General features: G+C 72.1%; 19 protein-coding genes. 6 read left to right on the top strand and 13 right to left on the bottom strand.

The annotated features are described in order from the left end of the window. Positions 1-26: 26 nt before the first annotated feature. From SCNRRL3882_RS22880 to SCNRRL3882_RS22870, 3 genes are all read left to right on the top strand, one after another. A complete protein-coding gene (locus SCNRRL3882_RS22880; RefSeq protein WP_010035765.1) occupies positions 27-689 on the top strand; it encodes a bifunctional DNA primase/polymerase in 663 nt (220 codons plus the stop codon). A gap of 107 nt (positions 690-796) precedes the next feature. After that, entirely contained in the window at positions 797-1,588 is a 792-nt protein-coding gene (locus SCNRRL3882_RS22875; RefSeq protein ID WP_029180890.1) for an ABC transporter ATP-binding protein, read from the top strand. Further along, the gene (locus SCNRRL3882_RS22870; protein WP_010035772.1) at positions 1,585-3,177 is read left to right on the top strand and encodes a hypothetical protein; all 1,593 of its coding nucleotides are present in this window, start codon (positions 1,585-1,587) and stop codon (positions 3,175-3,177) included. The genes SCNRRL3882_RS22875 and SCNRRL3882_RS22870 overlap by 4 nt, the downstream gene beginning before the upstream one ends. Positions 3,178-3,208: 31 nt before the next feature. Here the strand turns inward: SCNRRL3882_RS22870 and SCNRRL3882_RS22865 are convergent, their stop codons facing one another. Together SCNRRL3882_RS22865 and SCNRRL3882_RS22860 are read right to left on the bottom strand one after the other, a co-directional pair. Beyond that, positions 3,209-4,096, bottom strand: coding sequence for an alpha/beta fold hydrolase (locus SCNRRL3882_RS22865; protein WP_010035779.1), 888 nt, complete (start codon positions 4,094-4,096; stop codon positions 3,209-3,211). Between the two features lie 608 nt (positions 4,097-4,704). Beyond that, positions 4,705-5,397, bottom strand: a complete 693-nt coding sequence (locus tag SCNRRL3882_RS22860) for a metal-dependent transcriptional regulator (RefSeq protein ID WP_010035781.1) — start codon at positions 5,395-5,397, stop codon at positions 4,705-4,707. Positions 5,398-5,694: 297 nt separating this feature from the next. Here SCNRRL3882_RS22860 and SCNRRL3882_RS22855 point away from each other — a divergent pair, with 297 nt between their 5' ends. After that, positions 5,695-6,450, top strand: coding sequence for an SIS domain-containing protein (locus SCNRRL3882_RS22855; RefSeq protein ID WP_010035782.1), 756 nt, complete (start codon positions 5,695-5,697; stop codon positions 6,448-6,450). Between the two features lie 62 nt (positions 6,451-6,512). Here the strand turns inward: SCNRRL3882_RS22855 and SCNRRL3882_RS22850 are convergent, their stop codons facing one another. Together SCNRRL3882_RS22850 and SCNRRL3882_RS22845 are read right to left on the bottom strand one after the other, a co-directional pair. After that, complete coding sequence (locus tag SCNRRL3882_RS22850) at positions 6,513-7,910, bottom strand: PAS domain-containing protein (protein WP_010035784.1); 1,398 nt, start codon at positions 7,908-7,910, stop codon at positions 6,513-6,515. A 167-nt stretch (positions 7,911-8,077) separates the two neighbouring features. Next, positions 8,078-8,491 (bottom strand): RidA family protein, encoded by a 414-nt coding sequence (locus SCNRRL3882_RS22845; RefSeq protein WP_010035792.1) that lies wholly within the window; start codon positions 8,489-8,491, stop codon positions 8,078-8,080. Positions 8,492-8,780: 289 nt separating this feature from the next. Here SCNRRL3882_RS22845 and SCNRRL3882_RS22840 point away from each other — a divergent pair, with 289 nt between their 5' ends. Beyond that, positions 8,781-9,257, top strand: coding sequence for an HIT family protein (locus tag SCNRRL3882_RS22840; protein WP_010035794.1), 477 nt, complete (start codon positions 8,781-8,783; stop codon positions 9,255-9,257). Positions 9,258-9,308: 51 nt separating this feature from the next. Here the strand turns inward: SCNRRL3882_RS22840 and SCNRRL3882_RS22835 are convergent, their stop codons facing one another. Beyond that, positions 9,309-10,409, bottom strand: a complete 1,101-nt coding sequence (locus tag SCNRRL3882_RS22835) for a citrate synthase 2 (protein ID WP_010035796.1) — start codon at positions 10,407-10,409, stop codon at positions 9,309-9,311. Between the two features lie 285 nt (positions 10,410-10,694). On the opposite strand from SCNRRL3882_RS22835, the gene pdxH reads away from it, so the two are divergent. Next, complete coding sequence (pdxH, locus tag SCNRRL3882_RS22830) at positions 10,695-11,363, top strand: pyridoxamine 5'-phosphate oxidase (RefSeq protein ID WP_010035799.1); 669 nt, start codon at positions 10,695-10,697, stop codon at positions 11,361-11,363. On the opposite strand, the gene SCNRRL3882_RS22825 is transcribed toward pdxH, so the two are convergent. The 8 genes from SCNRRL3882_RS22825 to SCNRRL3882_RS22790 are packed head-to-tail and all read right to left on the bottom strand — an operon-like array spanning position 11,360 to position 21,403. Next, positions 11,360-11,977: a TetR/AcrR family transcriptional regulator gene (locus SCNRRL3882_RS22825; protein ID WP_010035802.1), complete on the bottom strand. Its 618-nt coding sequence runs from the start codon at positions 11,975-11,977 to the stop codon at positions 11,360-11,362. The two genes, pdxH and SCNRRL3882_RS22825, sit on opposite strands and share 4 nt — an antisense overlap. A 4-nt stretch (positions 11,978-11,981) precedes the next feature. After that, a complete protein-coding gene (locus SCNRRL3882_RS22820) occupies positions 11,982-12,716 on the bottom strand; it encodes an enoyl-CoA hydratase family protein (protein WP_010035803.1) in 735 nt (244 codons plus the stop codon). Next, positions 12,713-14,281, bottom strand: coding sequence for a 4-coumarate--CoA ligase family protein (locus tag SCNRRL3882_RS22815; protein ID WP_010035806.1), 1,569 nt, complete (start codon positions 14,279-14,281; stop codon positions 12,713-12,715). Before SCNRRL3882_RS22815 ends, SCNRRL3882_RS22820 begins: the two co-directional genes overlap by 4 nt. 25 nt (positions 14,282-14,306) lie before the next feature. Continuing rightward, a complete protein-coding gene (locus SCNRRL3882_RS22810; RefSeq protein WP_010035807.1) occupies positions 14,307-15,428 on the bottom strand; it encodes an acyl-CoA dehydrogenase family protein in 1,122 nt (373 codons plus the stop codon). 56 nt (positions 15,429-15,484) lie between these two features. Then, a complete protein-coding gene (locus SCNRRL3882_RS22805; RefSeq protein WP_010035808.1) occupies positions 15,485-17,326 on the bottom strand; it encodes an acetyl/propionyl/methylcrotonyl-CoA carboxylase subunit alpha in 1,842 nt (613 codons plus the stop codon). Positions 17,327-17,334: 8 nt separating this feature from the next. After that, a complete protein-coding gene (locus SCNRRL3882_RS22800; protein WP_010035809.1) occupies positions 17,335-18,933 on the bottom strand; it encodes an acyl-CoA carboxylase subunit beta in 1,599 nt (532 codons plus the stop codon). Further along, positions 18,930-20,606 (bottom strand): acyclic terpene utilization AtuA family protein, encoded by a 1,677-nt coding sequence (locus tag SCNRRL3882_RS22795; protein ID WP_010035811.1) that lies wholly within the window; start codon positions 20,604-20,606, stop codon positions 18,930-18,932. Before SCNRRL3882_RS22795 ends, SCNRRL3882_RS22800 begins: the two co-directional genes overlap by 4 nt. Beyond that, positions 20,603-21,403, bottom strand: a complete 801-nt coding sequence (locus SCNRRL3882_RS22790; protein ID WP_010035813.1) for a TIGR03084 family metal-binding protein — start codon at positions 21,401-21,403, stop codon at positions 20,603-20,605. The genes SCNRRL3882_RS22795 and SCNRRL3882_RS22790 overlap by 4 nt, the downstream gene beginning before the upstream one ends. Positions 21,404-21,601: the final 198 nt, after the last annotated feature.

Genomic DNA, 21,601 nt, shown 5'->3' with positions numbered 1-21,601 from the left:
CGTAACCCCTGGTGACGACCGGAGTTGTGTTCATCGTGGAAGAGACGATCGCCGGCACCGAAGCCGCTCAGATCCCGAAGCAGCGCGGGGAATCGCTGCTGGAGACCGCTGTCCGCTACGCCGAGGAGCGCCACTGGGACGTGTTCCCCGGCACCTGGCTGGAAGCCGTCGACGGCGCCCAGCGCTGCTCCTGCGGTGACGCCGCGTGTCCGGCCCCGGGATCGCACCCGGCGCGCCCGGACTGGGCGACGCAGGCGACGGGCAGCGCGACCGTGGCACGGCGGATGTGGCAGAAGCAGCCGACGGCGTCGATCCTGCTGCCGACGGGGCGTACGTTCGACGCGATTTCCGTGCCGGAGACCGCCGGGTTCCTCGCCCTGGCGCGGATGGAGCGGATGGAGCTGACGCTGGGGCCGGTGACGCTCACGCCGGATCGGCGGATGGAGTTCTTCGTGCTGCCGGGGGCGTCCGTGAAGGTGCCTGACCTGGTGCGGAAGCTGGGCTGGTCGTTGTCGTCGCTGGATCTGACGGTGCTGGGCGAGGGTGGGTACGTGGCTGCGCCGCCCACGCGGTTCGGGTCGCGCGGAGCTGTGCAGTGGGCCTGCCGGCCTACGCCCGCGAATCGGTGGCTGCCGGATGCGGAGGAGTTGATCTCGCCGTTGGCCTATGCGTGCGGCCGGGATCGGTAGCCGCGCCTGTTCGTCTGCCTGGTCGCTGGTGTGCGGCGACTGCTGGTTGTGTGTGGTTGATCGCGCAGTTCCCCGCGCCCCTGAAGAACGCCACCGTAGGGTTCAAGGTGACGGAGGGAGACGCGGTGGGATCCAGCGCTGTGCGTGTGCAGGGGCTCTGGAAGCGGTTCGGGCAGCAGGTCGCTGTTGCCGGGGTCGACCTGGAGTTGCCCGCGGGCAAGTTCATCGGGCTTGTCGGGCCGAACGGGGCCGGGAAGACCACCACCCTGTCGATGGTGACCGGGCTGCTCCGGCCCGACCACGGGACCGTCGAGGTGGTCGGGCACGACGTGTGGCGGGACCCCGTCGAGGTGAAGGCGCGGATCGGGGTGCTGCCGGAGGGGCTGCGGCTGTTCGAGCGGCTGTCCGGGCGGGAACTGCTGGCGTACACCGGGCGGTTGCGCGGACTGCCCGGTGCCGAGGTCGACAAGCGGGCCACGCAGCTCCTCGACGTCCTCGATCTGGCGGGCGCCCAGCACAAGCTCGTCGTCGACTACTCGACCGGCATGCGAAAGAAGATCGGCCTCGCCACGGCTCTCCTCCACAATCCCGAAGTGCTGTTCCTGGACGAGCCGTTCGAGGGCGTCGACCCCGTCTCCGCCCAGACCATCCGGGGCGTCCTGGAGCGGTACACCGCCTCCGGCGCCACGGTCGTGTTCTCTTCCCACGTCATGGAGCTCGTCGAGTCGCTGTGCGACTGGGTGGCCGTGATGGCCGCCGGACGGATCCGCGCGCACGGGACGCTGGCGGAAGTGCGGGGTGACGCGCCCTCGTTGCAGCGGGCGTTCCTGGAGCTCGTCGGGGCGCAGAGCCGGGACGCCGGGTCCGATCTCGACTGGCTGGGCGGCGGGTCCCGGTGAGCGACTCCACGATCACCCCCGTCTTCGTACGGCTGAAGCTGTCGCTGCTGCGCAACGGGCTGCGGCAGTCCGGGGGCCGTAAGGCCGCCTACATCGCGTCGGCCGTCTGTGCTCTGCTGTTCGCCGCGTTGCAACTGATCGGCCTGATCGCGCTGCGCGGGCACGCGCACGTCGAGTCGCTGGTCGTGCTGGCGGCGGCGGTGCTGGGGCTCGGCTGGGCGGTGATGCCGCTGTTCTTCCCCAGCGGCGACGAGACGCTGGATCCGACCCGGCTGGTGATGCTGCCGCTGCGGCCCCGGCCGCTGGTGCGGGCCCTGCTCGTGGCGTCGCTGGTCGGTATCGGGCCGCTGTTCACGCTGTGCCTGCTGATCGGTTCCGTGGTCGCGGTGGCCCGGGGCGGGGCGGCGTTCGCGGTGGGCGTGGTCGCGGTCGTCCTGGCGCTGCTGGTGTGCGTGGCTCTCGCGCGGGCCGTCGCCGCCGCCAACGTACGGCTGCTGACCAGCCGCAAGGGGCGGGACCTCGCCGTGCTGAGCGGGCTCGTCATCGCGATCGGGGCGCAGGTCGTCAACTTCGGCGCGCAGCGGCTCGGGGCGTCCGGCCTGGGCGAGCTCGACCCGGCGGCGGACGTGCTCCGGTGGGTGCCGCCCGCGTCGGCCATCGGGGCCGTGCACGCGGTGGGCGAGGGATCGTACGGTCTCGCCCTCGCGCAACTGGCGCTGACGGCGGGCGCGCTGGCCGCGCTGCTCGCCGTGTGGTCACGGCATCTGACCCGGCTGATGACCTCGCCCGACGGGTCGACGCTGCCGGCCGCCGGGACGGCCGCCCGCGAGCGGACGTCCAGCGGGCTCGGACGGCTGCTGCCCGCGGGCCGTACGGGGACGGTCATGGAGCGCAGCCTGCGGTACGTGTGGCGCGACCCCAAGACCAAGGCGGCCTGGGTGACGTCGCTGGCCATCGGGCTGATCGTGCCGGTGTTCAACGCCTGGCAGGGCACCGGGTCCGTGTACTTCGCCTGCTTCGCCGCCGGGATGCTCGGCATCCAGATGTACAACCAGTTCGGGCAGGACACCTCGGCGTTCTGGATGGTCGCGATGACGATCTCGTCGACCCGCGACGCCTACGTCGAGCTGCGCGCCCGTGCCCTGGCCCTGCTGCTGATCACCCTGCCGTACGCCACGCTCGTCACCGTCGTGACGACCGCCGTGCTCGGCGACTGGCGGCGGTTGCCCGAGGCGCTGGGGCTGTCCTTCGCGCTGCTCGGCGCGATGCTCGCGACCGGGGCGTGGACCTCGGCCCGCTTCCCCTACTCCATTCCGCAGGAGGGCCACAAGAACGTCGCCCCCGGGCAGGCCGGGCTCGCCTGGATCTCCATCTTCGGCGGGATGATCGCCGCCGCCCTGCTGTGCGCGCCGGTCATCGCGCTCACGATCTGGCTGAACGTGAGCGCCGGGGGCGACGACTCGACGTGGCTGCTGCTGCCGGTGGGCGCGGGGTACGCGGCGGCGCTCACGGCGGTGGGACTGCGGTTCGCCGCTCCGCAGACGGCCCGGCGGTTGCCGGAGATCCTGACGGCGGTCAGCAAGGGGTGACCAGGGGGCTTCCGAAACACCCCCAGGGGCGTCAGTCGGCGCTCAGGGCGTCCAGGAACGGTTCGATCGCCGCCCGCCAGGCCTCCGGCTGGTCGTAGTGGACGAGGTGGCCGGCGTCGGCGACCTCCGCGTACTGGCCGCGGGGCAGGACGCGGACCATCTCCTGGGCCTCGGCCCGGCCCAGCTCGCCGTCGAGGCCGCGCACCACCAGGGCGGGGCAGCGGACCTGGGCCAGCTCCTCCCAGTGCGCGTCGTACACCCACGTCTCGCGGGAGCGGAGCATCTGCTCCGGGTCGAAGACCGGACGCCAGCCGTCCGGGGACTCGGCCATCACCTCGGCGTAGAACTCGCCGCGGGCCGGGTTGGGCCGCTCCACCCAGGGGTCGTCCTCGCCGAACCACTTGCGGACGTCGGCGAGCGTGGCGAAGGGCAGCGGCCAGGACTTGAACCACTGGTCCCACTCGCGCTGCGACGCGGCACCGAGGGCGGAGGCCCGCATGTCGCAGATGATCAGGCCACGGACCAGGTCGGGGCGCTTGGCGGCGAGCTGCCAGGCGGTCAGCGCGCCCATGGCGTGGCCGATGAGGACGACCGGGGCGAGGCCGAGCTGTTCGAGAGCGGCCTCGGCGTCGTCGACGTAGGCGTCACGGGTGAAGGAGCCCTGCGGGGGCTTGTCGCTACGGCCGTGGCCGCGCTGGTCCAGGGCGACCGCTCGGTACCGGGCGGAGAGCCAGCGGGCGGTGGACGCCCAGTGCGAGGCGCGGCCCATGAGACCGTGCAGTAACAGCACGCCCGGGGAGCCGTCCGGCACGTCCCGCGCTGGATCGGATCCGGCTGGATCGGTCTTGGGCGGGTCGCCGAACTCCCAGGCCGCGAGGCGTACGCCGCCCGTCCCGGTCACGTCGATGCGTCGCGCCATGTCCTGGCACCCCCCAAGCTTCGCGCGGACCGTGGCCGTCTCGGGCCGGTCGGTCCTGTGAACCGTGTTCTGCCTGCCGTGCCTGTTGCCGTTCCTCGTGGTTCCTGCCGGAGTGCACATCCCTGTAGCGCACATTCCGGTGGGTACGTCACCCGCAGATTATCGAATGGCCATTCGAGGAGGCCGTTCTCGCGGACAACACCCCTCGTTCGAGTGACCACCCCCAAGGATTGATCGCCTCGACCGAGGGGAGATCTTCAGCGGGGGGCGGACCGCTCGGGGAAACCGGTCCGCGGGGAATGACCCTGAGAGCTCGGGGCTCCGGGTCAGCACAGGGGAGGACAGGCCCCGGCGCCACGCGGCGCCGGGGCCCTCCACGTCTCCACGGCACATCCTTCCGCCCCCTCCCCGGCCGGACGACATCGCTGTCGAACCGCGGCCAAGAGCCCTCAGGTCATATGCCTCACGCGACAGCGTCGCACGGGAAGCCCGCGAGCGCTGCCATTCGACGGACTGAATCATGGATCCGACGGGATCACGCCAACGCCACAACCGCCCCACCCGCAACGGGAGTTGGCGACCACCCCGAGACCGGTTCCGGGCCGGGATCAGGGCTTGGCGACGAACACGTGGGAGGCGACGTCCGACTCCAGCTCGGCCGCCTCGCCACCGCTGCCGACCAGCACACCGCCCGCCGACTCCGTCACACTCACCACCGAGCCGGGCTGCACGCCCGCGCGCCGCAGCGTGTACATCAGCTGCGCGTCCGTCTGGATCGGCTCGCCGATCCGGCGCACCACGACCGTCTTGCCCTCGGCGCCCGGGTCGAGGCTGGCCAGCGACACCATGCCCTCGTCCAGGAACGGGTCGGCGCCGTCCTTCTCGCCGAGCTCCTCCAGCCCCGGGATCGGGTTGCCGTACGGCGACTCCGTCGGGTGCCGCAGCAACTCCAGGACGCGGCGCTCCACGGCCTCGCTCATCACGTGCTCCCAGCGGCACGCCTCGGCGTGGACCTGCTCCCACTCCAGACCGATCACGTCGACGAGCAGACACTCGGCGAGGCGGTGCTTGCGCATCACGCGCGTGGCGAGACGACGGCCCTCGTCGGTGAGCTCCAGGTGCCGGTCGCTGGCGACGGACACCAGGCCGTCGCGCTCCATCCGGGCCACGGTCTGGCTGACCGTCGGCCCGCTCTGGTCCAGCCGCTCGGCGATACGGGCGCGCATGGGGACCACACCCTCTTCCTCCAGCTCGAGGATGGTGCGGAGATACATCTCCGTGGTGTCGATCAGTCCGGACATACGTGCCCCTCGAATGAGATCTGCCGGAGGCTGGACGGCTCACCGGCGTGTGCGCTGGCCCTGCACCCAATTCTGCCGGATACCACCGACAACCGTGCCGCGGGAGGGAAAGCGGAGGTTATCCGGGCCCGCGGCGGGGTACGACGGAGCCTTTCACAACCGCAACGAGCGCTCTCCCGGCCCCGCCGGGCTTTTCCCGGCTCCGCCGGGCCTTTCACGGCCGTATTGACACCGCACTGGTCCAGACCGCACCGTGATGCGCGACACCCGCCCCAGGTCAGCCCGAAGGGACTCCGTATGAGCGAGCGCGCGCCGGCCGGCCGGTTCCTCGACGCCGCGATCGGCCTGCTGCGGCGGGTCCGCGACGAGGAGGCCGACAGCATCGCGGCGGCCGGGACGCTCCTCGCCGACACCGTCGAGAACGGCGGCCGTCTGTTCGCCTTCGGCGCCGGGCACTCCTCCCTCGCCGCGCAGGACCTCGTCTACCGCGCCGGCGGTCTCGCCCTGATGAACCTGCTCGCCGTGCCGGGAGTCGTCGGCGTCGACGTCATGCCCGCGCCGCTCGGCTCCGCGCTGGAACGCGTCGACGGCCTCGCGAGCGCCGTCCTGGACAGCTCCCCGCTCCGCGCGGGCGACGCCCTGCTGATCATCTCCCTCTCGGGGCGCAACGCCCTCCCCGTGGAGATGGCCCTGCACGCGCGCGCCCTGGGCGTGCAGGTCATCGGCGTGACGTCGGTGGCGTACGCCTCGGAGACGAAGTCGCGGCACGCCTCGGGGACGTATCTCAAGGACCACTGCGATCTCGTCCTCGACTCGAAGATCGCGGTCGGCGACGCGGAACTCACCCACGACGACGTGCCCGCCCCCTTCGCCCCCGCCTCCACGGTCGTCACCTCGGCCCTCCTCCAGGCCGTCATGGCGACCACGGCCGCCACGCTCGCCGACCGGGGCGTGGAGCCCCCGCTCCTGCGCTCCGGGAACGTCGACGGGGGGCATGACTGGAACGCACGGGTCATGGAGGAGTACCGGGACCGGATCTTCTACCGGCACTGACATGTTCAAGCGGCACTGACGTGTTCCGGCGGCGCTGAGGCGCCACGGGCGTCGGCGCGCCCTCACTCCTCGTCCGACAACCCGGCGAGATCCAGCGACGCGGCGATCCGTACCGCCACGTCCTCCGCATACATCGCGTCGGACCGCTCGAAGGCGCTGCGCCCCGCGCCCCGCAGGAACGTCACGACACCCAGCGTCCGCCCCCGGCTGCGCAGCACCGCGCACAGGGCGTGCACGGCGTCCGGCGGCCACTGGCGGGCCAGGGCCCACTCCCGGGCCTGCTCCGGCGGGACCGTGCCCGCGCTCGCCCGCAGCGCACCGACCCGCTCCACGCACTGCACGGCCGGATGCGCCTCGGCGTACCGCACGGGCAGGCCCGCGCGGTCGGCGAGCTTGCTCGGGCCCGGCGCGCCGGAGGGCGTCGCGGCGACCCGCACCAGCCGCACCGGCCCCTCGTTCTCACCGTCGGTGAGCGCGCCTCCGGCCACCCGGTCGATCAGCGCGTGGTCGGCGAAACCGGCCAGGGCGAAGTCCAGGTGGACGGTCGCGGCCTCCGCCGGGTCCTCACACTCGGCGGCGGCCCGCGACGCCCGGTGCAGCTGCTGCGTACGGAACCGCAGCAGTGATGCCTCCTGCTCGGTCTGCTTGGCCTCCGTCACGTCCTGGAACAGCCAGCCGACGCCCAGCGGAACCGGCTCCTCCGCGAGCGGCGAGGCCAGCCGCAGGAAACCGCTGCGCCAGCACCGCCGGCGCTCCCCCTCGGGCGTGCGCACCGTCACCCACACCTCGGCGGGCGCGGGCGGCGCACCCTCCGCCAGCACGTGCTGAAGCGCGCTCTCCAGTTCCTCCACGCCCTGCGCGAGCAGTTCCCCGAGCGGCCGCCCGAGCACGGACGTGCGCCCCGTGCCCAGCGCCCGGGCCGCGTGCGCGTTCACCACGGCGGGCCGCAGGTCGACGTCCACGAGCACGACACCCCAGCTGGCGTCCTCGAACAGCGCCTCGCTGAGGGCGATCGACCGCTCCAGATCGATCTGCACGTGCACCTCGCTGAAGGCGCAGTACACACCCGCGGGCTTGCCGTCAGGTCCTCGCACGGCCGCCGACTGCATCCGTACGAGCACCCGCCCGCCGTCCTTCGTCAGCAGCGCGAACTCGTGGACCTGGCGCCCCGGCGCGTGCATGGCGGACAGCAGCCGCGCCTCGACCTCCTCGGCGTCCGCGCTGCGCACGGCCCACCCGGCGAGGCCCCGCCGCCCCACGGCCTCGTCCGCGCTCCATCCCAGAATCCGCTCGGCCTCGCGGTTCCAGTGCGTCACGACCCCGTCGGCGCCGAAGGCGCACAGCGCCGCGTCCATACCGTCCAGCAGCGCGGCGAGCAGATCCGAGCCGTCCGAACCGTCCCGCTCGGGCTCGTCCGGCCCCAGCTCGTCGGTGGTCCCACTACGCCGGGAAGCACTCACCTGGACCCCCTGCAGGCTGCGTCCGCACGTACGGCACGTCGGTTCGCTACTTGCAATCATTCAACTGGAACGTGACCCAGCGCACACCAAGTTCCCACAACATTGAAGGAATCGTTGTACGGCGGCGATCCCCACGTCAACGCCCCGGAGAGCGGCCCGCCGCGGACTCAGCCGATCGACGACACACCCCCAGTACCACTCCCGCGGCGGGCGTACACCTCGATCTCGATCTTCATCCGGGGGTCCGCCAGCCCGCACACCAACATCGTCGCGGCCGGCCGCACCTCACCGAAGCACTTCCGCAGCACCGGCCAGCACGGTTCGAAGTCCTCGCGATCCGGCAGCAGGTACCGCACCCGCACGACGTCCGCGAACGAGCACCCCGCCTCCTCCAGCGCGGCACCTATGTTCCGCAGACACTGCTCGGCCTGCTCCACGACGTCGTCGGAGATCGTCATGTCCGCGTAGTCGAAGCCGGTCGTCCCCGACACGTGCACCCAGTCCCCGTCCACCACGGCCCGGGCGTACCCGATCCGCTCCTCGAACACCGAACCGCTGAGAATCGCCTGTCGCTGCGTCATGGGGTCAAGGTCTCAGAAAAACAGTTGATCCGGGGCCGGACGGTTTCCTAGGGTTCCAGGTACACGAGAAGGGAGGTGGTTCGGCAGATGTATGAGAACCGGACGCGTGAGGTGGCTGCGGGCTAGCGGCCCGGCACCACACACAGTGCGGTGCCGGACCAGCACGTGAGCGAAACGTGCAGCCGGCCCAATCTCCAGCAGTCACCCGACCCGCGAGTCGCCGGTACGTCCGGCCGGCTCCTCCTCAGGAGGACCAGGCTCGCGGGTCGTCTGCGTTTTCCGGGGGGCGATGGTGGCGAGCGAGTGGCGCGACGATCGGATCGGCAGCGCTCTGCGGGGCGAGAATCCGACCGTGATGCGGAGGCTGGACGCCGGGTTCGCGGTGATCGGCGATGTGCAGTTTCTGCCTGGTTACTCGGTGTTGCTGACCGATGACCCCTTGGTGGAGCGACTGTCGGAGCTGCCGCGGAGCAGGCGGACGGCGTTTCTGGAGGACATGGCGCGTCTGGGGGAGGCCGTCGAGCGGGCCTGCCGGCGGATCGAGTCGGGCTTTCGGCGGGTCAATCTGGAGATTCTCGGGAACGCCGACGGGTTCCTGCACGCGCATGTGTGGCCGCGGTACGACTGGGAGCCCGGGGATCTCGTGCGGATGCCGGTGTGGCTCTATCCGCGGGAGATGTGGAGCGCGGAGCGCCATGCGCTCGGGGCGCGGCACGACCCGGTGCGGGAGGCGATCGGGCAGGAGCTGGACCGGCTCACGGGGTGAGAGGGGCGGGCGGCCCCACCCGGAGCCGGGTGGGGCCGTGTGGGAGACGGATCAGTGGGCGATGTCCTCGTAGCCCTCGATCTCCCGGGGGTCGCGGGAGCCCGGACCCGTGTAGCGGGCCGAGGGGCGGACCAGGCGGCCCGTGCGCTTCTGTTCGAGGATGTGGGCGGACCAGCCGGCCGTGCGGGCGCAGGTGAACATGGACGTGAACATGTGGGCCGGGACCTCGGCGAAGTCCAGGACGATCGCTGCCCAGAACTCGACGTTGGTGGCGAGGACCCGGTCGGGGCGGCGGGCGTGGAGTTCCGCCAGGGCCGCCTTCTCCAGGGCCTCGGCGACCTCGAAGCGCGGTGCGCCCAGTTCGCGGGCCGTGCGGCGCAGGACCCTCGCCCTCGGGTCCTCGGCGCGGTAGACGCGGTGGCCGAAGCCCATGAGGCGTTCGCCCTTGTCGAGGGTCTGCTTGACGTAGGCCTCCGCGTCGCCCGTGCGCTCGATCTCCTCGATCATGTGCAGGACGCGGGAGGGGGCGCCTCCGTGGAGGGGGCCCGACATCGCGCCGACCGCTCCGGACAGGGCCGCCGCCACGTCCGCGCCCGTCGAGGCGATGACCCGCGCCGTGAACGTGGACGCGTTCATGCCGTGTTCCGCGGCGCTCGTCCAGTACGCGTCCACCGCCGCCACGTGCTTGGGGTCCGGCTCGCCGCGCCAGCGGATCATGAAGCGCTCGACGACGGAGTGGGCCTTGTCGATCTCGCGCTGCGGGACCATCGGCAGGCCCTGGCCGCGTGCCGACTGGGCGACGTAGGACAGTGCCATGACGGCCGCCCGGGCCAGGTCCTCGCGGGCCTGCTCGGCATCGATGTCCAGGAGGGGTTTCAGGCCCCACACGGGCGCCAGCATGGCCAGGGCCGACTGCACGTCGACGCGGATGTCGCCGGAGTGGACGGGGATGGGGAACGGCTCGGCGGGCGGCAGGCCGGGGTTGAACGCGCCGTCGACGAGCAGGCCCCAGACGTTGCCGAAGGAGACGTGGCCGACGAGGTCCTCGATGTCGACGCCCCGGTACCGGAGTGCGCCGCCCTCCTTGTCCGGCTCGGCGATCTCCGTCTCGAACGCGACGATTCCCTCGAGCCCGGGTACGAAGTCGGACATCAGGCGGCTCCTCGTGATGTAAGTGACAGATGGTGTGATGTGGGGTGGGACGACGAACCATGTGTCAGTCAGCTTGCGAAGCGGGCGGCCGTCCGGAGGATCCACGGTCACCTACGGCGACTCGCGGTCCTGGCCGGTCTCCCCCTGTGATGCCCCGTACGGCTGGCGGTCACCCAACCGGAACGGCACGGAAACGATATCCCCGAGTGCCACCGTTGGGGAGGGTTCACGGCACTCAGTGCCAGGCAGTGACGAAGGACACCGTCCATACGGCAAGATGACCGGGTGACCGACCGCGACGCCGTCCCCTTCGACCTGGCCTCGATGCGCAAGCAGTACCGGGCCGAGGGCCTCTCCGAGAACGAGCTGGCCGCCACCCCCGTCGAGCAGTTCGCGCGCTGGTTCAAACAGGCCGCGACGGACGGCGGGCTGTTCGAGCCGAACGCCATGATCGTCTCGACGGCCGACGCCGAGGGCCGCCCCAGCTCCCGCACGGTGCTGCTGAAGCACTTCGACGAGCAGGGCTTCGTCTTCTACACGAACTACGACTCCCGCAAGGCCCGTGACCTGGCGGAGAACCCGTACGTCTCGCTGCTGTTCCCCTGGCATCCGATGGCCCGGCAGGTCATCGTGACCGGGGTCGCGCGGCGTACCGGGCGGGACGAGACGGCGGCGTACTTCCGGACCCGCCCGCACGGATCGCAGCTGGGCGCCTGGGCCAGCGCCCAGTCCTCGGTGATCGCCACCCGGGCCGACATCGACGGCGCCTACGCCGAACTGGCCGCCCGCTATCCCGAGGGCGAGCAGGTCCCCGTGCCCCCGCACTGGGGCGGTTTCCGGGTGGCCCCCCAGACGGTGGAGTTCTGGCAGGGCCGCGAGAACCGGCTGCACGACCGGTTGCGGTACGTGGAGCGGGCCGACGGGAGCTGGCGCGTGGAGCGGCTCAGTCCCTAGCGGCTGCCCAGCGCCCCTTCCAGCAGCCCCGCCCACTGCTCGACCACCCGGTCGCGGCGTGCCGCGTCGTCCGTGAGGAGGTTGGCGAGGCCCAGGCCGCGGGCCATGTCGAGGAGGCCCTGGACGGTTTCGCGGACGCCGGGGACGGATTCGTCGGCGGACAGGAGGTCGACGGCTATGCGGTGGGTCTCGCGGCCCACGCGGGATTCGAGCTCGGTGACGCGGGCACGCAGCTGGTCCTCGTTGGAGGCGGCCACCCAGAGGTGGAGGGCCGCGCGGAACAGCGGTCCCGTGTAGAGGTCGACCAGGGCCGCGACGACCGCGTGCCGGTCTCCGGCCGCGCCCTCGGGGAACAGGGCGCGCAGGGCCGTGGAGCGTTCCTCGGCGACGTACTCGACGGCCGCCGTGAAGAGGTCCTCCCGGGTCGGGAAGTGGTGCTGGGCTGCGCCGCGGGAGACGCCGGCGCGTTCGGCGACGACGGAGACGGTGGATCCCGCCCAGCCGTGTTCGGCGAGGCAGGACACGGCGGCTTCCAGGAGCCGCTGCCGGGTGGCACGGCTGCGGTCCTGCTTGGGGACCCGCTCCGCGCGGTCGACCGTGCTCACACCGCCCATGTCCTCACACCACCCATGCCGGATCCCGTCGTTCGAGGAAGGCCGTCATCCCCTCGCGGGCCTGCGCGGAGGAGAACAGCCGGGCCGAGAGCGCGGTCAGGCCGGCCGCGTCCCGGTCGAAGGCTTCCAGCACCCTAGCCGTGAGCAGCCGTTTCGTCTCGGTGAGGGCGTCGGGGGCGGATCTGCGCAGGCCGTCGAGGATGGGGGCCAGTGCGGTGTCGACGTCGTCGGCGTGGGTGGTGAGCAGGCCGGTCGCGGTGGCCTCCGCGGCATCGAAGCGTTCGCCGGTGAGGTAGTAGCGGGACAGGGCGCGCGGGTCCGTGCGCGGCAGCAGCGGCAGGGAGATGACCGCGGGGGCGACGCCGATGCGGACCTCCGTGAAGGCGAACGTGGCCTCGGTGGAGGCGGCCGCCATGTCGCAGGCGGCCAGCAGGCCGAGACCGCCCGCGCGGACGTGGCCGGTGACCCGGGCGACGACCGGCTTGGGCAGTTCGATGATCCGGCGGAGCAGTGCGACCAGCGCCTCGGGGGGCGGCGGATCCTTGAGGTCCGCGCCCGCGCTGAAGGTGTTCCCGGTGTGGGTCAGGACCACCGCGCGGACGCCGGTGTCCTGGCCGGCGTCCGCGAGCGCGTCGGCCAGTTCGCCGACGAGGGCCGCCGACAGGGCGTTGCGGTTGTGGGGCGAGTCGAGGGTGAGGGTCTGCACGGCACGCGCGCGTGCCCTGCCGATCAGAGTCATGCGCGCTCCCTGAGCTGTCGGCGCAGGATCTTGCCGGAGGCCGCGCGGGGGACGCCGTCGATGAAGGTGACGTGCCGGATCCGCTTGTAGGGGGCCACGCGTTCGGCGACGTACATCATGATCTCCGCCTCGGAGAGGTCGGTGGCGGCCGGCTGCCGGACCACGTACGCGTGCGGGATCTCGTTGCCGTCGTCGTTGTACGTGCCGATCACGGCGGCGTCGGCGATGCCCGGGTGGGTGAGCAGCAGGGCCTCCAGCTCGGCGGGGGCCACCTGGAAGCCCTTGTACTTGATGAGTTCCTTGACGCGGTCGACGACGAACAGCCAGCCGTCCTCGTCCACCTGGCCGACGTCGCCGGTGTGCAGCCAGCCGTCGGTGTCGATCATGGCGGTGGTGGCGTCGGGGCGGCCGAGGTAGCCCTTCATGACCTGGGGACCGCGGATGAGGATCTCGCCGGACTCACCGGCGGGGAGGTCCTTGCCGGGGTCGTCGAGGGAGACGATGCGCATCTCGGTGCCGGCGATGAGTCTGCCGACGGTGCCGGGAGGGGCGTCGCGCATCGCGTCGAGCGGGACGACGTGCGTGCCGGGCGACAGTTCCGTCATGCCGTAGGCCTGACCGACGGGCGGCAGGCCGAGCCGCTCGGAGCAGGCGGCGGCGAGCCGGGCGTCCAGGGGTGCGGCGGCGCTGATGACGTACTTCAGGGACGACAGGTCGTACTGCGCGACGGCCGGGTGTTTGGCGAGGGCGAGCACGATCGGCGGGGCCACGTACAGGGCGGTGATGCGGTGGTTCTGGACAGCCGCGAGGAACTGCTCCAGGTCGAAGCGGGGCAGGACGACGACGGTGGCGCCCTGCCGCAGGGGCGCGTTCATCAGGGCCGTGAGGCCGTAGATGTGGAAGAAGGGCAGAACCGCCAGAACCCGGTCTCCCGGTCCGGCGGGTATCGCCGGGTGGAGCTGGGCGAGGTTGGTGGCGATCTGCCGGTGCGTGAGCATCACGCCCTTGGGCGTGCCGGTGGTCCCGGAGGAGTACGGCAGGGCCGCCACGTCCTCCGCGGGGTCGATGGCCACCTGCGGCTCCGGGGCGGCGGAGGCCAGCATGTCGATCAGGGAGCGGTGTCCGGTCGCACTGTCGCACACGAAGATCTCGCGTACGCCGCCCGCGAGTTCGGCGGCCCGGCGGGCGATGTCGAGCAGCGGTGAGACGGTGATGATCCAGCGGGCCGCCGAGTCCGTCAGCTGCTTGGCGAACTCCTGGGCGGTGGCGAGCGGGTGCACGGTGGTGACGGTGGCTCCCGCGCGCGTGGCGGCGTAGAAGGCGGTCGGGAAGGCGATGGTGTTGGGGCTGTGCAGGGCGAGGACGTCGCCCTTGCGCACCCCGGCCTCGGCGAGGGCGGCGGCGACGCGCCGGTGGAACCGGTCCACCTGCTCGTACGAGAGGGTGGTGCCGTCGGTGCCGTCGATCAGCGCCGGGATGTCGCCGAACTCCGCGGCCCGGGCAAGGACGGCGTCGTGGATGGGCAGTTCGACGGGCGGGACGTCTGCGTACTCGCTGCGGAACATGGTTCCTCCTCGCGCGCGGGCCGTCTCAGTACGACTTGGGCAGGCCCAGGGTCTGGTGGGAGACGTAGTTGAGAATCATCTCCCGGCTGACCGGGGCAATACGAGCCACGCGCGCGGCCGTTATCAGCGAGGCGAGACCGAACTCGCGGGTGAGGCCGTTGCCGCCGAGGGTGTGCACGGCCTGGTCCACGGCCTTCACACAGGCCTCCCCCGCCGCGTACTTCGCCATGTTGGCGGCCTCACCGGCGCCCATGTCGTCGCCGGCGTCGTAGAGACGGGCCGCCTTCTGCATCATCAGGCGGGCGAGTTCGAGGTCGATGTGCGCCTGGGCCAGCGGGTGGGCGATGGCCTGGTGGGCGCCGATGGGGGTGTTCCAGACCTGTCGGTCGCGGGCGTACGCCACGGCTTTCGCGAGGGCGTGGCGGCCCATGCCGATCGCGAAGGCGGCCGTCATGATGCGCTCTGGGTTGAGGCCGGCGAAGAGCTGGAGCAGCCCCGCGTCCTCGTCGCCGACGAGTGCGTCGGCGGGCAGCCGTACGCCGTCCAGCGTCAGTTCGAACTGCTTCTCGGCGGCGTGGAGTTCCATGTCGATGGGGCGGCGGGTGAAGCCGGGTGCGTCGCGCGGGACGATGAAGAGGCAGGGCTTGAGGCGGCCGGTGCGGGCGTCTTCGGCGCGGCCGACGATGAGGGTGGCGTCCGCGATGTCGACGCCGGAGATGAAGACCTTGCGGCCGGTGAGGATCCAGTCCGTACCGTCTTTTCGAGCCGTGGTGGTGATGCGGTGGCTGTTGGAGCCGGCGTCGGGTTCGGTGATGCCGAAGGCCATGAGGCGGGAGCCGTCTGCCAGGGCGGGGAGCCACTGTTGTTTCTGGGCGTCCGTGCCGAAGCGGGCGATCACCGTGCCGCAGATGGCCGGTGAGACGACCAGCATGAGGAGGGGGCAGCCGGCTGCGCCGAGCTCTTCGAGGACGATGGAGAGTTCGGAGATGCCTCCGCCGCCTCCTCCGTACTCCTCGGGGAGGTTGACGCCGAGGTAGCCCAGTCTGCCTGCTTCGGACCAGAGTCGGGCGGGGTCGTGTGGTCGGCCGTGGCGTTTGCCGAGTGCGGACACGGCTTGGCGTAGGGCTTTGTGGTCTTCGGTGTCCACGGGTGTCCTTTCGGGTGCGGGCCGTACGTGGCTGGTCGAGCACTTCCCCGCGCCCCTCAGGTCTCCGACACAACCGCCAGGACCATGCCCGGCTCCACCTGCTGTCCGGGTACCACCGACAACGCGGTCAGCGTTCCCGTGGCCGGTGCCGCGATCTTGTGCTGCATCTTCATCGCCTCCAGCCAGAGGAGGGGGTCCCCGGCCTTCACGGGTGTGCCCGCGGTGACGCCGTCGGCCACTCGGACGACCGTGCCCGGCATGGGGGCCAGGAGGGAGCCGGGGGCGTGCTGGGGCGTCGGGTCGGGGAATCGGGGCAGGATCGTCAGCGCGGTGGAGTTGACGTAGACCTGATCGCCGTAGCGGGCCACCTCGAACTGGCGCCGTACTCCGTCCACATCGAGGACCACGAGGTGCGCGTCCGCGTGTACCACCCGTACGCCGTCCGCCTCCAGGCCCGTGCGCGTGTGCCGGTAGTGGACCTCGTGTTCCTCCCCGGCCATCGCGTAGCGCTTGGTCTGCGGCTGGGAGGGGACGTTGCGCCAGCCGCCGAAGCGGGAGCGGCCCTGGGCGTCGGCGAGGGCGGCGGCCAGGGGGGCGTGCGGGTCGGGGGACGGCTCGGTCAGGTCCGGCAGGTGGCGGTCGTAGAAGCCGGTGTCCATGCGGGCCGCGGTGAACTCCGGGTGGCGCAGGGAGCGGACGAGGAGGTCGCGGTTGGTGACGGGGCCGTGGATCACGGCCCGTTCCAGGGCGGAGGCGAGCTTGCGGACGGCCTCCGTGCGCGTGGGGGCGTGGGCCACGGCCTTGGCGAGCAGGGGGTCGTAGTGGACGCCGATGTCGTCGCCGTCGGTGTAGCCGGTGTCGAGGCGGATGCCCTCGTTCAGGGCGAGGCGGTGCAGGCGGCCGGTCTGGGGGGACCAGTCGCGGGACGGGTCCTCGGCGTAGAGGCGGGCCTCCACGGCGTAGCCACGCGCGCGTGGCGGGGTGCTTTCGAGGGCGTGACCCTCGGCGACGCGGATCTGCTCGGCGACGAGGTCGAGGCCGAAGACCGCTTCCGTCACGGGGTGTTCGACCTGGAGGCGGGTGTTCATCTCCAGGAAGTGGGCCCTGCCGTCGGCGACGAGGAACTCGACCGTGCCGGCGCCCACGTAGTCGACGGCTCGGGCGGCCCGTACGGCGAGGGCGCTCAGCTCCTCCCGGAGTTCCGCGGAGAGTCCGGGTGCGGGGGCCTCCTCGACGACCTTCTGGTGGCGGCGCTGGAGGGAGCAGTCGCGGGTGCCGAGCGGCCAGACGGTGCCGTGGGTGTCGGCGAGGATCTGCACCTCGACGTGGCGGCCGTTCTCCACGTACGGCTCGACGAAGACCTCGCCGTCACCGAAGGCACTCGCCGCCTCGGCGCGTGCGGCGGCCGACTCGGCGTCCAGGTCCGCCAGGTGCCGTACGACCCGCATGCCGCGGCCGCCGCCGCCCGCCGCCGCCTTCACCAGGACCGGGAGGTCGGCCTCGGTGACGTCGGTGAGGGGCTTCAGTCCCATGAGCCGCTTGGCGCGGGTCTTGGACGCCATCGCCTCGATGGCGTCCGGGGGCGGTCCGATCCAGACCAGGCCCGCGTCCAGGACGGCCCGGGCGAAGCCGGCGTTCTCGGAGAGGAAGCCGTAGCCGGGGTGCACGGCGTCCGCTCCGGCCGCGACGGCGGCCTTCACGATCAGGTCGCCGCGCAGGTAGGTGTCGGCGGGCGCGGCTCCCGGCAGTCGTACACCCGTGTCGGCCACGCGCGCGTGGAGGGCGTTCTCGTCGGCGTCCGAGTGCACGGCGACCGTGCGGATGCCCAGCTCGCGGCAGGTGCGGAAGACGCGGCAGGCTATCTCGCCCCGGTTGGCGACCAGCAGGGTGGAAATCATCTGTTCCCTCACATCCGGAAGACGCCGAAGCCGCCGCGCGCGCCCTCGTAGGGGGCGGTGTGGATGGCGGAGAGGCAGAGGCCGAGGACGGTGCGGGTGTCGCGCGGGTCGATGACGCCGTCGTCGTAGAGCCGCCCGGACAGGAACATCGGCAGCGACTCGGACTCGATCTGCTGCTCCACCATGGCGCGCAGCGCGGCGTCCGCCTCGTCGTCGTACGGCCGGCCCTTCGCCGCCGCCGACTGGCGGGCGACGATCGACAGCACCCCCGCGAGCTGCTGCGGGCCCATGACGGCCGACTTGGCGCTGGGCCAGGCGAAGAGGAAGCGGGGGTCGTAGGCCCGGCCGCACATGCCGTAGTGGCCGGCGCCGTAGGAGGCGCCCATGAGGACCGAGAGGTGCGGGACGCGGCTGTTGCTGACCGAGTTGATCATCAGCGCGCCGTGCTTGATGATGCCGCCCTGCTCGTACTCCCGGCCGACCATGTAGCCGGTGGTGTTGTGCAGGAAGAGCAGCGGGATGTCGCGCTGGTTGGCGAGCTGGATGAACTGGGCGGCCTTCTGGGACTCCTCGCTGAAGAGGACCCCTCGGGCGTTGGCGAGGATGCCGATCGGATAGCCGTGCAGGGCCGCCCACCCGGTGGTCAGGCTGGGCCCGTACAGCGGCTTGAACTCGTCGAAGTCGGAGGCGTCGACGATGCGGGCGATGACCTCACGCGGGTCGAAGGGGCTCCTGAGGTCGCCGGGGACGATGCCGAGGAGTTCGTCGGCGTCGTACTTGGGGGGCTCGGCCGGGCCGGGATCGCCGTACGCCTTGCGGTGGTTGAGGCGGGCGACCACCCGGCGGGCCTGCCGGAGCGCGTCGTGCTCGTCGACGGCGAAGTGGTCGGCGAGGCCCGACACGCGCGCGTGCATCTCGGCCCCGCCGAGGGACTCGTCGTCGCTCTCCTCCCCCGTGGCCATCTTCACCAGGGGCGGACCGCCGAGGAACACCTTCGCCCGTTCCTTGACCATGATCACGTGGTCGGACATGCCGGGGATGTAGGCGCCTCCGGCGGTGGAGTTGCCGAAGACGACCGCGAGGGTGGGGATCCCGGCGGCGGACAGCCGGGTCAGGTCCCGGAACACGGCACCCCCGGGAATGAAGATCTCCTTCTGCGACGGCAGGTCGGCGCCGCCGGACTCGACCAGGCTGATGCAGGGCAGCCGGTTGGCGAGGGCGATGTCGTTCGCGCGCAGGGCCTTCTTCAGCGACCAGGGGTTGCTCGCTCCCCCGCGCACGGTCGGGTCGTTGGCCGTGATCAGGCATTCCACTCCCTCGACGACACCGATGCCGGTGACGAGGGAGGCACCGACGGCGTAGTCGCTGCCCCAGGCGGCCAGCGGGGACAGCTCCAGGAAGGGCGTGTCGGGGTCGAGGAGCAGTTCGATGCGTTCGCGGGCGAGGAGTTTGCCGCGCTTGCGGTGCCGCTCGACGTACTTCTCGCCGCCGCCCGCGAGGGCCTTGGCGTGCTCGGCTTCGAGGTCGGCGAGCTTGGCGAGCATCGCCTCGCGGTTGGCCCGGTGGTCGGGGCTGCCGGGGTCGAGCGCGGAGGTCAGGACGGTCACAGCAGGGCCTCCGGTATGTCCAGGTGGCGGGAGCGCAGCCATTCGCCGAGGGCCTTGGCCTGCGGATCGAAGCGGTGCCGGGCGGCGACGCCCACGCCGAGGATGCCCTCGACGACGAAGTTGAGGGCGCGGATGTTGGGCAGGACGTGCCGGGTGACCTGCAGTGGCCGGCTCTCGGGAATCAACTCCTGGAACCGGTCGGCCGTCAGCTCGTGCGCGAGCCAGCGCCAGGCGTCGTCCGTGCGGGCCCACACCCCGACGTTGGCATTGCCGCCCTTGTCGCCGCTGCGGGCGCCCGCGACGAGCCCGAGGGGGGCGTGCCGGGTCGGCCCGGACGGCAACGGCTCCGGCAGGGGCGGCTCGGGCGCCTCGTCGAGTACGGCGGTGTCGTGGGCCGGGGGCACGGGGACCCGGCGTCCGTCATGGAGGACGGCGACATGGTCGACGGCACCGTGGGGGACGTACACATCGTCGAAGACCCCATAGGGCGAGGCCTTTCCAGGTGGTGCCAGCACATGGAAGCCGGGATAACTGGCGAGCGCCAGCTCCACGGCCGCCCCGCTCAGGGCCCGCCCGACGGCCTCCTGGTCGGGGTCCCGTACGACGAGCCGCAGCAACGCGCTCGCCGTCTCCTCGCTCGGGGCGTCGGGCCGGTCGGTGCGCACCAGCTCCCAGCGCACGTCGGCGGCCTTGCCGAGGACGGGTTCCATCTGCTCCCGCACCAGGGCGGCCTTCGCCTCGACGTCGAGGCCGGTGAGCACGAAGACGACCTCGTTGCGGAAGCCGCCGAGCCTGTTGAGACCGACCTTGAGGGTGGGCGGCGGCGCCTGACCGCGCACGCCCTCGATCCGCACCCGGTCGGGCCCGTCCTGGCCGAGCCGCACGGTGTCGAGCCGGGCGGTGACGTCGGGCCCGGCATACCGCGCCCCGGCCGTCTCGTACAGCAACTGCGCGGTGACGGTGCCGACGTCGACGAAGCCACCGGTGCCGGGGTGCTTGGTGATCACGCAGCTGCCGTCCTCGTGGAGCTCGGCGAGCGGGAAGCCGGGGCGGCGGACGTCGCCGTCCCGGAAGAAGGCGTAGTTGCCGCCAGTGGCCTGCGCCCCGCACTCCAGCACATGCCCGGCGACGACGGCCCCCGCGAGCCGGTCGTGGTCGTCCGGGGTCCAGCCGAAGTGGGCGGCGGCCGGCCCGGTGACGAGTGCCGCGTCGGTCACCCGCCCGGTGACGACGACGTCGGCGCCGGCCCGCAGACAGGCCGCGATACCGAAGCCGCCGAGGTAGGCGTGGGCGGCGAGGGCACCGGGGTACGCGGCGGTGAGGTCGTCGCCCGCCACATGTGCGACGCGTACGGGGACGCCGAGCCGGTCGGCCAAGTGCCTCACGGCGTCGGCGAGTCCGGCCGGGTTGAGCCCGCCGGCGTTGGTGACGATCTTCACGCCCCGCTCGTGCGCGAGCCCCAGGCAGTCCTCCAACTGCCGCAGAAAGGTCCGTGCGTATCCGGCGCCGGGGTCCTTCAGCCGGTCCCGGCCGAGGATGAGCATCGTCAGCTCGGCGAGGTAGTCGCCGGTGAGGACGTCCAGATCGCCGCCGGTGAGCATCTCGCGCATGGCGTCGAAGCGGTCGCCGTAGAAGCCGGAGGCGTTGCCGATGCGGAGGGCCGCCCGGGTCACTCGGCTGCTCCCTTCGGCTTCGGCGCACGGCCGCTGCCCGGCGGGCCCGCGAAGGCCTGGGCGATGTCCAGCCAGCGGTCGGCGTCGGGGCCGTCGGCGCGCAGCGCGAGGTCGGCGCGGTGGGCGCGCTGCGTGACCAGGAGGCAGAAGTCGAGGGCGGGCCCGGTGACGCGCTGCGGGGCGTCCTCGGGCCCGTACGTCCACACGTCACCGGAGGGCGAGTCGAGTTCGACGCGGAAGGGCTCGGCGGGCGGAGTCAGCCCGTGCACACCGTAGGCGAAGTCCCGGGTCCGTACCCCGAGCCAGGCCACATGCCGCAGTCGGTCGGTGGGTGGGCGCACCACACCGAGGGCATCGGCCACGTCCTGGCCGTGGGCCCAGGTCTCCATAAGGCGGGCCGTCGCCATGGAGGCGGCCGACATGGGTGGGCCGTACCAGGGGAAGCGCGCCTTGGGCGGCGCGGCCCGCAGTGCCTCCTGCAGCGCCGTACGGCCGTCGCGCCACCGCGCGAGCAGGTCGGCGGGCGGGAGTCCGGCGTCCTCCTCGGCGCCCTCGTCGACGAAGGAGCCCGGTGCGGCGAGGGCCTTCTCGACCAGGGCGCGGAAGCCCTCGGCGTCCGTGACGGCGAGCAGGGCCGAGCGGTCCGTCCAGGCGAGGTGGGCGATCTGGTGGGCGACGGTCCAGCCGGGCGCGGGGGTGGCGAGCGCCCAGCGCGGCGTGCTCAACCCGGCCACGAGGCGGTCGAGTTGCTCGCTCTCCTCGCGCAGGTCGTCGATCACGGACGTCGGATCGGACACGGGCGCTCCCCTCGGGGCACGGCGGTGTGCGGGGGTGGTGCGGGGTGGTGCGGCGTGTTGAGGAGCATGGCAGCGAGGCCAGAAACAATCAAGCGTGCTTGCATGAAATTGTCGGGTGGCTGAAAGCGTGTGCACGGGCGGCGCGATCAATACACTCTGGGACGCGCTTGTTCACTTGGTCGCGCAGTGGTCACGCAT

This window comes from Streptomyces chartreusis NRRL 3882, from assembly GCF_900236475.1.
Taxonomy (GTDB): Bacteria; Actinomycetota; Actinomycetes; order Streptomycetales; family Streptomycetaceae; genus Streptomyces; species Streptomyces chartreusis_D.
The sequence above is the reverse complement of the archived record's forward strand: the minus strand, read 5'-3'. Positions and strand labels throughout refer to the sequence as shown.

Coding starts and splice junctions, on each gene's coding strand:
- SCNRRL3882_RS22845 (WP_010035792.1), bottom strand. CDS start 8,491: ATGACGCAGCGACAGGCGATTCTCAGCGGTTCGGTGTTCGAGGAGCGG.
- SCNRRL3882_RS22865 (WP_010035779.1), bottom strand. CDS start 4,096: ATGGCGCGACGCATCGACGTGACCGGGACGGGCGGCGTACGCCTCGCG.
- SCNRRL3882_RS22815 (WP_010035806.1), bottom strand. CDS start 14,281: ATGTTCCGCAGCGAGTACGCAGACGTCCCGCCCGTCGAACTGCCCATC.
- SCNRRL3882_RS22855 (WP_010035782.1), top strand. CDS start 5,695: ATGAGCGAGCGCGCGCCGGCCGGCCGGTTCCTCGACGCCGCGATCGGC.
- SCNRRL3882_RS22840 (WP_010035794.1), top strand. CDS start 8,781: ATGGTGGCGAGCGAGTGGCGCGACGATCGGATCGGCAGCGCTCTGCGG.
- SCNRRL3882_RS22805 (WP_010035808.1), bottom strand. CDS start 17,326: ATGATTTCCACCCTGCTGGTCGCCAACCGGGGCGAGATAGCCTGCCGC.
- SCNRRL3882_RS22820 (WP_010035803.1), bottom strand. CDS start 12,716: ATGACTCTGATCGGCAGGGCACGCGCGCGTGCCGTGCAGACCCTCACC.
- SCNRRL3882_RS22860 (WP_010035781.1), bottom strand. CDS start 5,397: ATGTCCGGACTGATCGACACCACGGAGATGTATCTCCGCACCATCCTC.
- SCNRRL3882_RS22835 (WP_010035796.1), bottom strand. CDS start 10,409: ATGTCCGACTTCGTACCCGGGCTCGAGGGAATCGTCGCGTTCGAGACG.
- SCNRRL3882_RS22825 (WP_010035802.1), bottom strand. CDS start 11,977: ATGGGCGGTGTGAGCACGGTCGACCGCGCGGAGCGGGTCCCCAAGCAG.